This is a genomic window from Microbulbifer sp. VAAF005 (assembly GCF_030012985.1).
Classification (GTDB): domain Bacteria; phylum Pseudomonadota; class Gammaproteobacteria; order Pseudomonadales; family Cellvibrionaceae; genus Microbulbifer.
Genome location: NZ_CP120233.1, coordinates 3,141,119 through 3,153,782 on the forward strand (window position 1 = coordinate 3,141,119; position 12,664 = coordinate 3,153,782).

A 12,664-nucleotide genomic window follows, 5' to 3' on the forward strand; every position below is an offset into this window, starting at 1 on the left:
GGCAAGGCCGGATTAGAAATCACCCGGGACCGTCAAATAAGATCGGCGCAGTATACCTTTCCACCTTTAGGTTATCCACAAGAAAGACTGCATCTGTTGAAAAAACTGCGCAAAAAGATCCACACAATCAAGGATTTGCACAACAATTAGACAATTGAGGTGGAAACCCTTCGAAAGTTATCCACAGGAAGCTGTGGGTATCTTGGGGTCAATCAGTGGGCATTCAGAGATACCCCTGATGACTCAACGACTTGTCTAGTTGGCGTAAAAAATTACAGTAAACTCGCGCACCAATAAAAAGAATTTCCCTGATTAGCGCGTTGCTTTCGCTGCTGGCTTTCTATACAATCCGCGGCCTTCGCAGCGCGTAGCTCCGTCTGCACCGGCTTTGTGCCGGACCGGAGTCCAGGCCGCGGCCGGGAAAGGTCCCGAGAAATTTTGAACACAAAGTCTCAGGTAGCAAGACTATGAAACGCACATTTCAACCAAGCAACTTGAAGCGCAAGCGCACTCACGGTTTCCGCGCTCGCATGGCAACCAAAAACGGCCGTAAGATTCTGGCCCGCCGTCGCGCTAAAGGCCGCAAAGTACTGTCTGCATAAGATCTCTTCCCTTTTAGAGATATCTCTTTATGCAGCAGGTGCGCAGCAGCTTCGGATTTGCCAAGACGCTGCGCCTGCTTAATGCGGCGCAGTATCGCTTGGTATTCAATGAAAACCAGGTGCGCGCCGCACACCCTCATCTGTTGATCCTCGCCCGTCCCAACTCCTTGGAACACCCGCGTCTCGGCCTCGTTATTGCTAAAAAGCATGTACGCAACGCCTCCGACCGCAATCAAATCAAGCGTATAACCCGGGAAACCTTCCGTCTGCAGCAATATGATTTGCCGCCGCTGGATGCCGTGGTGCTCGCGCGCCCTGGGGTCGCAGATCTGGATAAGGCCGAGTTGGCGAAACTACTGAATAAACTCTGGCGTAAACTGGCCAAGCGGGCTCGACAGCCGCAACCCCAACCATGAAGTGGATACTGATCAAGCTGATCCATGTATACCGCTACCTGGCCAGCCCCTGGGTAGGCAACCAATGTCGCTTCTACCCCACCTGCTCCCGGTACTCTGAAGAGGCCATTGAAACTCATGGAGCGATAAAAGGGGGTTATTTAACTCTGCGCCGCCTTATAAAATGCCACCCCTGGCACCCTGGTGGATTGGACCCGGTTCCCCCCACCAGACACAAGAACACGCTCTAGGTAACAAGATGGATTGGCAACGCTATACGCTGCTCGGCGGAATTCTCGCGGTTCTCCTGGCACTTATCTTCCAGTGGAACGCATTTCAAGAGCAACACACTCCTGAACTCGACCGCGAAACCGTCGTGCAGACTGGCGGCGAGACTGTCAGCCAAATACCCGCCGAAACACCCGCGAGCACCGGCGACAGTGATGTTCCCCAACTTCGTTCCCAGGTGCCCGCTTCCGATGAAGGCAGCAGTACTGAGAGCAAGCTGATCAGTGTCACCACCGACGTTTTTGATCTGCTCATCAATCCTCGTGGCGGCGATATCGTCAAAGTGGCGCTGCGCAAACAGCAAGAGAAGTTGGATACCCCGGACCAACCCCTGATCCTGTTGAACCAGACCCGCAACCATACCTATATTGCCCAAAGTGGCCTTATCGGTAAAAATGGGACCGACAGCGCCGCTGGCCGCCCGGTTTTCAAGGTGGCAAAAACCGAATATGCGATGGTTGAGGGCGACGATACCCTGATAGTAGACCTGACTCTGCAACAGGAAGGCGCCAATATCACCAAGCGCTTCACCTTCAAGCGTGGAGACTACCTGATCCAAGTGGCCTACCTGGTGGATAACACCAGTGACAAACCCTGGTCCGCGGCCATGTTTGGTCAGATTAAGCGCGATGCCAGTGAACCCGCAACCGACACCGGTTTCGGTATGTCGCCTTTCCTCGGCGCTGCCATCCGCACCAACGAAAAGAACTACTTCAAGCAGGACTTCGAGGAGATTGCTGAAAGCCCCACCCGCGAAACCATCGAAGGTGGCTGGGTAGCTATGGTTCAGCACTACTTTATCAGTGCCTGGATTCCCCCCAGGACGAGCGCAATACTTTTGAATTGAAGGAGCTATCCAACGGCCTCTTCCGCATGGGCTTTACCGCACCTCAAGTGCAAATCCCCGCTGCCACCCAAGGCGAGCTGAGCGCTTCTTTCTACGCTGGCCCGAAAGATGTCTACCGTCTGGAAGAAATCTCCCCCGGCCTCGATCTGACCGTCGACTACGGCTGGCTCTGGTGGATCGCCAAACCGCTGTTCGGTGTCCTGCACTTTATCCAGGAGCATATTGTCAGCAACTGGGGCTGGGCGATCATCCTGCTCACCGTATTTATCAAGACGCTGCTTCTGCCACTGTCCGCCGCTGGCACCAAGTCCATGGCGCGTATGCGCAAGTTTGCGCCGCAGATGAAAAAGCTGCAGGAGCAGTACAAGGATAACCGGCAAAAACTGGCGGAAGAGACCATGAAGCTCTACCGCCGCGAGAAGATCAATCCGATGGGTGGCTGCCTGCCGATCCTGCTGCAGATGCCGGTATTTATCGCGCTCTACTGGATGCTCACCGAAACCGTTGAGCTGCGTCACGCGCCCTGGATTTTCTGGATTCACGATCTGTCGGCGAAGGACCCCTACTTTATCCTGCCGGTATTGATGGGCCTGTCTATGTGGTTTATGCAAAAGCTGAACCCGGCGCCCACCGACCCAACCCAAGCCCGCATCATGCAGCTGATGCCGGTGATGATGACAGTGTTCTTCCTGTGGTTCCCAGCGGGTCTGGTTCTGTACTGGATCGCCAACAACCTGATTACCATTGCGCAAACCTGGTATATCAATAAACAGGTGGATGCCGGTAAGTACTAACCAGTACCGATCTGCAGCAACACAATAAACAAGGGCCGCAAATGCGGCCCTTTTCCGTTCTGTCGAGTAAACTCAGCCGATGACACAAGAAAGCCTCAATCGCGACACTATTGCCGCTGTTGCCACCGCGCCCGGGCGCGGCGGTATCGGCGTTATCCGACTGTCGGGCACAAGAGCCCTGCAAATTGCCCAACAAATCTGCGGGGAAAAATCCCTCCAGCCCCGCTCTGCCCACTACCGGAACTTTACCCACAAAGAGCAGTTAATCGATCAGGGATTGGCACTCTTTTTCCCTGGCCCCAACTCCTTTACCGGGGAGGATGTGGTGGAGCTCCAGGGACACGGCGGTCCGGTAATTCTCGATCAGCTACTTCAAGCCGCTATCGAATTGGGCGCTCGACAAGCCCGCCCCGGAGAATTTTCCGAGCGGGCTTTCCTCAACGACAAAATGGATTTAACTCAGGCCGAAGCGATCGCCGATTTAATCGACGCCGGCAGTGCCCAGGCAGCGCGAAATGCCATGCGTTCACTACAGGGCGCGTTTTCCGAGAAAATCGAAGACCTGGTGGAAAACCTCACCCACCTGCGTATCTACGTGGAGGCCGCCATTGATTTCCCCGAAGAGGAAATTGACTTCCTCGCCGATGGCAAAGTGGCAGCTGATATAGAAACCCTATTGGCACAAATGGTGGGTGTGGAAGCCCAGGCGCGTCAGGGTGCGATAATGCGCGAGGGAATGCGAGTTGCTATCGCAGGCCGCCCCAATGCAGGGAAATCCAGCCTGCTCAACACACTGGCCGGACACGACGCCGCTATTGTCACCGATATCGCCGGTACCACTCGGGATATCCTGCGTGAACATATTCATATCGACGGTATGCCCCTCCAGTTTGCCGATACTGCGGGATTAAGGGATGCTCCGGATAGAGTTGAACAAATTGGTATCGAACGCGCCTGGGAGGAAATCCACGGCGCAGATCGGGTACTACTTGTCATGGATGCAGAGCAGCTCCACTCCCTGGATCCCACACAAGTTTGGCCAGAATTTACCAGTCAGCTGAGAGATCTCAACAAACTGACATTAGTACTGAACAAGATTGACCTCACCGACTACAGCGCTGGACTTCAGGCACACACTGAAGGCGTGCCAGTGATTGCCATCAGTGCAAAAACAGGTGCCGGGCTCGATGCGTTAAAAGAGCATTTAAAACAGAGTATTGGTTTCAGCGGCGCTGGAGAGGGAACATTCAGTGCCAGGCGCCGACACCTGGACGCACTGGGCCGGGCACAAGCTTTTATACATCAGGGCCAGCGGCAACTTCACACTAGCGGTGCAGGCGAACTGCTCGCCGAAGACTTACGCCAAGCCCAGCAGGCTCTGGGAGAAATTACAGGCACCGTCAGTGCCGATGAATTACTCGGCAAGATCTTCGGCAGTTTTTGTATCGGTAAGTAAACGCTCCATCCCAACTTCCAAGTTATCCCAAGGGGGAGGCTACTTTATCCTCCCCCACTTCTCTACTTCCAGCTTCCCAACATATTTCTCACTTCTTTTACACAGGCTTAACCCCGACTTTCAGGGCGGGTAAATTAAATCCCCAATTTTTCCCGATCTTATTAAATAGATTCGCGAAAAAATCTGGCAAAAAACTCTGCAAAATAAGATATGGCGCCGATCGAGTTATACATGTCCACGGGGATTTCCCGTGGATATCTTTTCACTTGCTTCAATCACCTATAAATCACATAGATACAGCAACAAAACTCACAGACTTATACAATATTCACTCTTACGCACAATTAACCCCCAAGTCTTATCACCCTCTACGCACAAGCTAAAACCTGAAATTGCCAGGTGTGAGTAAAAAAGGGGATAAACACCTGCGTAAGCAACGAATGCTATGATGATAACTTTCCCGCCAGCACGAGGCGCGCAAAGTTGTCCCGGCTTTCCACAATCGTCTACCGGGGTTGCCCCCCTTCAGCCAAGGGGTTATTGCCCATGTTTTCATTAATGTATCCTATTGATTTATAAGGTTTTTTTTTGCTTATACATGATTTGCCGGGCACTAATAAAAACAACTAAATCAAAAACCTCTCTCTAAGAAATACATTTATTCATTTATATAAACTTAAGAGAGTCCAAAAAAATGATTTCCTTAGAGAAAGAGCTCGATATGCATGGAACTGGATAGTCTCAGTTTTTACAGCTTTACAAGCGTCTACCAACTAGAGTGCAGGAATATGCTTGTAGCCAATTGCTGACTTATACCTACTGCCTATAAAATGTGCGCCCCCAGTTGTAACCAGTAGCACCCACTATGGAATTCCCTAAGACCTATGATGTGATCGTGATCGGCGGAGGCCACGCAGGTACCGAAGCCTCACTGGCAGCGGCACGTATGGGAGCTTCCACTCTGCTGCTGACCCACAATATCGAGACCCTTGGACAAATGTCCTGCAACCCGGCGATCGGCGGTATCGGCAAGAGTCATCTCGTGAAGGAAGTCGATGCCCTCGGTGGCGCTATGGCAACGGCAACAGACCTGGGCGGAATTCAGTTCCGGGTCCTCAATGCCCGCAAAGGCCCCGCAGTAAGGGCAACTCGTGCCCAGGCCGATAGAGCCCTTTATCGCGCCGCTATCCGTTCAATCCTGGAAGCACAGGAAAACCTGGAGATCTTCCAACAAGCGGCGGATGACCTGATTGTCGAAGGTGAACGGGTTGTGGGCGTTGTCACCAATGCGGGGGTGCGCTTTCGCGCCAAGACAGTGGTACTGACCGCAGGGACTTTCCTCGGTGGGCGTATACATATCGGCTTGGATAACCACGCCGGCGGCCGCGCTGGAGACCCGCCCTCGATTGCCCTTGCAGATCGTCTGCGCGAACTGCCTTTCCGCGTCGATCGCCTGAAAACGGGCACCCCTCCCCGTATTGATGCCCGCTCGGTAGATTTCAGCGAGCTGGAGGAGCAGTGGGGAGATAGCCCTACACCGGTGATGTCCTACCTGGGCAGCCGCGATCAACACCCGCGCCAGGTCTGCTGCTGGATTACCCACACCAATGCCCGCACCCACGAAATTATCCAGGGGGGCTCGATCGCTCGCCCATGTACTCCGGCGTAATAGAGGGGATTGGCCCGCGCTACTGTCCCTCCATCGAGGACAAGGTGCACCGTTTTGCGGACAAAGACAGCCACCAGGTGTTTATCGAGCCGGAAGGGCTGACCACCAACGAGCTGTACCCCAATGGAATTTCCACCAGTCTGCCCTTCGACGTGCAGATTGAGCTGGTGCACTCCATCAAGGGCTTTGAAAAGGCGCATATCACTCGCCCGGGCTATGCGATTGAGTACGATTTCTTTGACCCGCGCGACCTTTTGCCGTCCCTGCAAACCAAATTTATCCAGGGGCTCTATTTTGCCGGCCAAATCAATGGCACCACCGGCTACGAAGAAGCGGCCGCCCAGGGACTCCTGGCTGGCGCCAACGCCGCTTTGCAGGCCCAGGAGCGCGAAGCCTGGTCCCCGCGCCGGGATGAAGCCTACCTGGGCGTGCTTGTGGATGATTTGATCACCAGCGGCACTAAAGAGCCCTACCGCATGTTTACCAGCCGCGCGGAATATCGCTTGTTGCTCCGTGAGGACAATGCTGACCTGCGCCTGACCGAAAAAGGTCGCGAATTGGGCCTGGTCGACGATACCCGCTGGGCAGCGTTCAGTGAAAAGCGCGAGGCGATCGCCCGGGAAACCCAGCGACTACAAGGTACCTGGGTGCACCCAAAGACGCCCCAGGCCGCCTCTGTAGAAACCAAATTGCCGCAGCCATTGGCGCGGGAATATAGCCTGATGGACCTGTTGCGCCGTCCGGAACTGGGCTATCAGGATGTGGCGGGCCTCAAAGGGGAAGCGGTAACCGACGAGCAGGTTGCCGAACAGGTGGAAATTTCGGCCAAGTACGCCGGTTATATCGATCGCCAGCGCGAGGAAATTGAGCGTTTGCAGGCCTACGAAGATACCCCGATCCCGGCGGACTTCGACTACAGCGATATTTCTGGTCTGTCCAATGAGGTTAAGCAAAAGCTGGGAGAGACCCGCCCAGATACCCTGGCGCGGGCCTCGCGAATACCGGGCGTGACGCCCGCATCCATATCCCTGCTGTTGATCCAGTTGAAAAAGCGCGGGCTGCTGAAGCGCAAAAAAGCGGTATAAATCGGTTTTCCACAGGGTATCCCGCGAGGCCCTGCGGGGTTTGAATTTCGCGGGACTACTGGGGGATAGACCCATTTCTCACTCAATGGAACAGTTTCGTCCGCGCCTGTTAGAGGCGGCGGCACAGATGTCGGTGGTACTCAGTGACCGGCAGCAGGATCAGCTACTGGAATACCTGGCGCTTTTTGCCCGCTGGAACAGTGCCTACAACCTGTCCGCCATACGCGACCCAGAGCAGATGCTGGAGCGCCATATTATCGACAGCCTCAGTGTGGTAAATCTCTGTGGCGAAGGCTCTTTGATCGATGTTGGTAGCGGTGGCGGCCTGCCGGGAATTCCTCTGGCAATTGTGCATCCGGAGCGCGCCATTACCCTGCTCGACAGCAATGGCAAGAAGACCCGCTTCCTGTTCCAAGTCGCCAGCACCCTGCCCCTGCCCAATATCACGGTAGTCAATGAGCGGGTAGAAGCCTTTGTGCCAGAACAGCCTTTTGCCGGTGTGGTGTCCCGCGCCTTTGCCTCCATCGAAGATATGGTCAATGGCAGTGAGCACATGTTGGCACCCAGGGGTCGTTTTTATGCCATGAAGGGCAAGCTGCCTGAGGATGAGTTGAGCGCTCTGCCAAAAGGCATTAAGGTCGAGCAGGTGCACCGGTTGTCGGTGCCCGGCTGCGACGGTGAGCGACATATGATTCAGCTCTGTCGCACAGAATAAGATGATAGTTTGGCGGGTTTGTCGCCCGCCCAATCCTGCTCCCCTATCGTGGGGCACAACAGCCGCCGCCCGAAGCTGAGCCGGCGTCGGGGCAAACGCACCCGGAAACAACAAAGGACAAGAATCTTGAGCAAGATATTTGCTGTGGCCAACCAGAAAGGCGGGGTTGGCAAGACCACTACCTGCGTCAACCTGGCCGCATCTTTGGTTGCCAACAAGCGGCGCGTATTGCTGATCGACCTGGACCCCCAGGGCAATGCCACCATGGGCAGTGGTGTGGATAAAAGTGACCTGGAGGTGTCCGGTTACGATGTGCTGGCCGCTGAATTACCTGTTGAGCAGGCCATTGTATCCACAGAGAGCGGTTTTGATTTGATCCCGGGCAACGGTGACTTATCTGCGGCAGAGGTGGAGTTGCTGAATCTGGAGGGGCGCGAATCCCGCCTGCGCCGCGCCCTGGCTGCGGTGAGTAATCGTTACGACTACGTGATTATCGACTGTCCGCCATCGTTGAATATGCTGACGGTAAACGCCCTCTGTGCAGCTCACGGCGTATTGATTCCCATGCAGTGTGAATACTATGCCCTGGAGGGGTTGTCAGCACTGGTGGACACCATCACCCAGATCCAGCAGGCCGCCAATCCGGACCTGAAAATCGAGGGTATCTTGCGCACCATGTACGATCCGCGCAACAGCCTCACCAGCGAAGTGTCGGCGCAGTTGCAGGAGTTTTTCGGCGACCGTCTGTATCGAACCTGTATCCCGCGCAATGTCCGTTTGGCAGAGGCTCCCAGCTTCGGCAAGCCAGCGCTGGATTACGACCGCCATTCGAAAGGGGCTATTGCCTATCTGGCACTGGCTTGCGAAATCAATCGCCGCCATCCCGCCAATCCATCTTCCAATAAGAAAAGCCGCCCTGTGGCGGAAGCCGTATAAGGGGTAATTACTATGGCCGCCAAACGCAAAGGACTGGGCCGGGGTTTATCCCACCTGATCAGCAATAAAAACAGCACCGCGATCGCCGAGGCTACCGGTGAAGCTGAAACCGAAACCGCCGTGGTCGACGGTGAGTTGAAGGAGTTGCCGATAGAGTTTTTGCAGCGCGGCCGCTACCAGCCACGCCGGGATTTTCCACAGGAATCCCTGCAAGAGCTGGCGGACTCGATACGCGCCCAGGGCATTATGCAGCCGATCGTTGTGCGCGGTATCGGTGAGCAGAGCTATGAAATCATCGCCGGTGAACGGCGCTGGCGCGCGGCCCAATTGGCGGGACTGGAGAAAGTGCCGGCACTGGTGCGCAGCGTTTCCGATGAAGCTGCCATCGCTATGGCGCTGATTGAAAATATCCAGCGCGAAGACCTGAATCCGGTAGAGGAAGCTGTAGCCCTCAAGCGTTTACAGGATGAGTTCAAGCTGACCCAGCAGGAAGTGGCCGATGCGGTGGGCAAATCCCGTACCGCAGTAACCAACCTGTTGCGACTGTTAAGCCTCAGTGAAGAGGTGCGGACTTTCCTGGAGCGTGGCGATCTGGAGTTGGGGCACGCCAAAGCTCTGCTCGGTCTATCCGGTGCCACCCAGCGCTCCGCTGCGCGCCAGGTGGTCGAGCGCAGCCTTACCGTGCGCCAGACAGAGGCGCTGGTGCGCCGTTTACAACAGCCGGCTGCCCCCGCACCGGAAAAACCGAAGCCCGACCCCAATATCCGTCGCCTGACTGAGCGCCTGGCAGAAAAAGTCGGAGTGCCCGTATCTATCGATCACAACGATAAAGGCAACGGCCGCCTGGTACTCAAATACACCACCCTGGAAGAGCTGGATGGAATCCTGGCCCACCTGGGTTACGCCGAGGACTGAGGCCACAGGGAAATGTGCGTCCTAGTGGCGCGCGCAATAACTGTTGGCAAATACTCACTGCGGCGAGTAATTCCGTGCAAAACCTCCTGAAAATCAAATAAGTTGACGACATTTGCCGGTTGAATCGGCGATGCTGTTGCCGCATAATTCGCACGCCCAAATTTTGGGCGGACAGCGCAAAAAAAGTCGGCTTATCCCGTCTATGACAAAACCCCCGGTATTACGAATAGCCGCGGTACAGCTTCTGCTGATATCGGTGGCCAGTGCGGCACTGCACTTGAGCGGTAAACCGGTGACTGCGCTCTCCGTATTTATCGGCGGTGCCCTGTGTGCACTGCCCGGAGCATATTTTGGCAGGCGCGCCTTTCGCGATAGCGGTGCGCGCGCGGCCCATCGCGTGGTAGGCAATTTCTACCGCGCGGAAACCGGCAAATTTATATTGACCATGGCAGGTTTTGCAGCGGTGTTTGCCACCGTCAAACCACTGAATGCCGCGGCGCTTTTTATCAGCTACGTCCTCTGTGTAATCGTGCAGTGGATTTTGGTAGCGCGCATGGTCCGCTAGCCGGTGGATAAGAAAAAAGAATTCTTACTTTTACGATTGTTGAGGAACTATGGCAGGCGAAGCTCAAACCGCGACGGGGTATATCCAACACCACCTGCAAAACATGACTTACGGCAAGCTGCCGGCCGGGTATACCCGCGCCGACGGTACTGTGCTGAATGAGTCTACTTGGACTATGGCGCATTCCTCCCAGGAAGCTGCGGATATGGGCTTTTGGGCCCTGCACGTAGATACCCTGGGCTGGTCTATCGGCCTCGGTCTGATTTTTTGCTTCCTGTTTGCCCGCGCAGCCAAGAAGGCCAGTGTGGACAAGCCCACAGGCTTCCAGAGCTTTGTGGAGCTGGTTACCGACTTTATCGACAAGCTGGTTAAGGAAACCTTCCCCCACCGCAACACTATGGTTGCCCCGATGGCTCTGACCATCTTTGTGTGGGTTTTCCTGATGAACCTGATGGATTTGGTACCGGTGGACTGGCTGCCGATGGCTGCCGCCAAGATCTCCGGCAACGATCACCTCTTCTTTAAAGTGGTCCCGACTACCGACCCGAACGCCACCCTGGGTATGGCCCTGGCGGTGTTTGCGCTGATGATTTTCTTCAGTATTCGCGAAAAAGGTGCCATCGGCTTCCTTAAAGAGCTGACTCTGCACCCTTTCCATACCGGCAAGTTGTTCTTTGACATCCTGCTGATCCCGGTGAACTTCCTGCTGGAAGCAGTATCCCTGATCGCCAAGCCGATCTCCCTGGGCCTGCGTCTGTTCGGAAACCTCTACGCCGGTGAAATGATCTTTATCCTGATCGCGATTGTCTTTGGCGTTGGCGTTCTCGGCTTTATTGGTGCGGGCCTCCTGCACATGGGCTGGGCGATCTTCCACGTATTGGTAATCGTGTTGCAGGCGTTCGTATTTATGGTATTGAGCACCGTGTACATGGCGATGGCACACCATCGCGACGATGAGCACGAGCACGATCAATAAGTTTTTAACCCTTTTTTCGACCTTTACAACAACTCTTTAACTTTGATTTGGAGAACACAATGGAAGCATTAGGTCTGGTTTACATCGCAAGTGCACTGCTGATCGGTCTGGGCGCCCTGGGCACCGCAATCGGTTTCGGTACTCTGGGTGGCAAGCTGCTGGAAGGTTCCGCTCGTCAGCCTGAACAGGCTCCGGCTCTGCAGGGCAAGATGTTCCTGATGGCTGGTCTGCTTGACGCGGTTCCGATGATCGGTGTTGGTATCGCTATGTACCTGATCTTCGCCGTAGCTCCTGGTCTGGTTTAATTACGCCGTTCCAATTGCCCTTAACCCTATTTAAAGAGCAAGAGGTGTCGGAGTGAATATCAACCTGACTCTAATCGGCCAGTCGATTACTTTCCTGTTTTTCGTCTGGTTTTGCTGGAAGTTTGTTTGGCCGCCGCTTTTGGGCGTGATGAAAGAGCGTGAGCAGAAGATCGCAGATGGTCTCGCTGACGCCGAACACGCACAGAAAGATCTGGAGCTGGCCAAGCGCAAAGCTGCCGAGCAGTTGAAGGAAGCCAAAGATCAGGCTAACGAGATCATTGATGGTGCCAACAAGCGCGCCAACCAGATTCTCGATGAAGCCAAGCAAGCGGCTCAGTCTGAAGGCGATCGCCTGAAAACTGCGGCCAAAGCTGAGATCGACCAGGAAGTGAATCGCGCTAAAGAGCAACTGCGCAGCCGTGTGGCAGACCTGTCTGTCCTGGGTGCGGAGAAGATTCTCGCGGTCAATATCGACGCTAAGGCGCACGACGACCTGATCGATAAACTGGCAGCCGAGCTGTAAGCGAGGAACCCAATGGCGGAACTCAGCACACTGGCCCGGCCCTACGCTAAAGCTGCATTCTCTTATGCGCAGGAAGCCTCCCACTTAGGTGGTTGGAGCACTGCGCTGAGCACTGCGGCAGCGGTCAGCCAGAACGAAAAAGTGCGTGAGCTGCTGGATAATCCCCAGCTCACCAGTGAAGAGCGCGCAGATAAATTCCTGTCGATCTGTTCAGACGAACTCGGCGAGCACGGAAGGAACTTCATCCGGTTGCTGGCGGAAAACAACCGCCTGCAGCTGCTGCCGGAAATTTCCGAACTGTTCGAAGAGCTGAAAGCGCAAGCGGAAGCCACCCTTGAGGTGGAAGTTATTTCCGCGCACGCCTTGAGCGATGCACAGGCGCAAGCACTGGGCCAAAAGCTCAGCGCGAAGTTTGAACGCGAAATACATCTGCACAGCTCGGTGGACGAGAGCCTGCTGGGCGGCGCGATCATCCGCGCCGGTGATACAGTCATCGACGGTACCGTACGCGGCCGTCTGGCCAAGCTCGCCGAGGCGATGAACTCCTAAATTACTCTCCCCGTTGGCGTTAGCCGGCGGGGACTTGAGGAACA

12 protein-coding genes and 2 pseudogenes are annotated in these 12,664 nt (G+C 55.2%); all 14 read left to right on the plus strand.

Annotated elements, in window-relative coordinates; genetic code table 11:
• Nucleotides 1–467 precede the first annotated feature (467 nt).
• Nucleotides 468–602: a 50S ribosomal protein L34 gene (gene rpmH, locus P0078_RS13960; protein WP_020413885.1), complete on the plus strand. Its 135-nt coding sequence runs from the start codon at nt 468–470 to the stop codon at nt 600–602.
• A gap of 29 nt (nt 603–631) precedes the next feature.
• Nucleotides 632–1,018, plus strand: a complete 387-nt coding sequence (rnpA, locus tag P0078_RS13965; protein ID WP_282930565.1) for a ribonuclease P protein component — start codon at nt 632–634, stop codon at nt 1,016–1,018.
• Complete coding sequence (gene yidD, locus P0078_RS13970) at nt 1,015–1,248, plus strand: membrane protein insertion efficiency factor YidD (RefSeq protein WP_108735100.1); 234 nt, start codon at nt 1,015–1,017, stop codon at nt 1,246–1,248. The genes rnpA and yidD overlap by 4 nt, the downstream gene beginning before the upstream one ends.
• 8 nt (nt 1,249–1,256) lie before the next feature.
• Nucleotides 1,257–2,926: pseudogene (gene yidC / locus P0078_RS13975) on the plus strand (membrane protein insertase YidC).
• Nucleotides 2,927–3,005: 79 nt separating this feature from the next.
• Complete coding sequence (mnmE, locus tag P0078_RS13980) at nt 3,006–4,382, plus strand: tRNA uridine-5-carboxymethylaminomethyl(34) synthesis GTPase MnmE (RefSeq protein ID WP_282930566.1); 1,377 nt, start codon at nt 3,006–3,008, stop codon at nt 4,380–4,382.
• 865 nt (nt 4,383–5,247) lie between these two features.
• Nucleotides 5,248–7,136, plus strand: a pseudogene (gene mnmG / locus P0078_RS13985) (tRNA uridine-5-carboxymethylaminomethyl(34) synthesis enzyme MnmG).
• Between the two features lie 85 nt (nt 7,137–7,221).
• Complete coding sequence (gene rsmG / locus P0078_RS13990; protein ID WP_252083956.1) at nt 7,222–7,851, plus strand: 16S rRNA (guanine(527)-N(7))-methyltransferase RsmG; 630 nt, start codon at nt 7,222–7,224, stop codon at nt 7,849–7,851.
• 126 nt (nt 7,852–7,977) lie between these two features.
• A complete protein-coding gene (locus P0078_RS13995) occupies nt 7,978–8,787 on the plus strand; it encodes a ParA family protein (protein WP_282930567.1) in 810 nt (269 codons plus the stop codon).
• A 12-nt stretch (nt 8,788–8,799) separates the two neighbouring features.
• Nucleotides 8,800–9,702: a ParB/RepB/Spo0J family partition protein gene (locus P0078_RS14000; protein ID WP_282930568.1), complete on the plus strand. Its 903-nt coding sequence runs from the start codon at nt 8,800–8,802 to the stop codon at nt 9,700–9,702.
• A 202-nt stretch (nt 9,703–9,904) separates the two neighbouring features.
• A complete protein-coding gene (locus P0078_RS14005; RefSeq protein ID WP_282930569.1) occupies nt 9,905–10,267 on the plus strand; it encodes an ATP synthase subunit I in 363 nt (120 codons plus the stop codon).
• Nucleotides 10,268–10,316: 49 nt separating this feature from the next.
• Nucleotides 10,317–11,243: a F0F1 ATP synthase subunit A gene (gene atpB / locus P0078_RS14010; RefSeq protein ID WP_282930570.1), complete on the plus strand. Its 927-nt coding sequence runs from the start codon at nt 10,317–10,319 to the stop codon at nt 11,241–11,243.
• Between the two features lie 59 nt (nt 11,244–11,302).
• Nucleotides 11,303–11,548, plus strand: coding sequence for a F0F1 ATP synthase subunit C (gene atpE / locus P0078_RS14015; RefSeq protein WP_020413895.1), 246 nt, complete (start codon nt 11,303–11,305; stop codon nt 11,546–11,548).
• A gap of 52 nt (nt 11,549–11,600) precedes the next feature.
• Nucleotides 11,601–12,071 carry a F0F1 ATP synthase subunit B gene (locus tag P0078_RS14020; RefSeq protein ID WP_282930571.1) on the plus strand — a complete coding sequence of 157 codons (471 nt, stop codon included), beginning with the start codon at nt 11,601–11,603 and terminating at the stop codon, nt 12,069–12,071.
• Between the two features lie 12 nt (nt 12,072–12,083).
• Nucleotides 12,084–12,620 (plus strand): F0F1 ATP synthase subunit delta, encoded by a 537-nt coding sequence (locus P0078_RS14025; RefSeq protein WP_282930572.1) that lies wholly within the window; start codon nt 12,084–12,086, stop codon nt 12,618–12,620.
• The last annotated feature ends 44 nt before the right edge of the window (nt 12,621–12,664 follow it).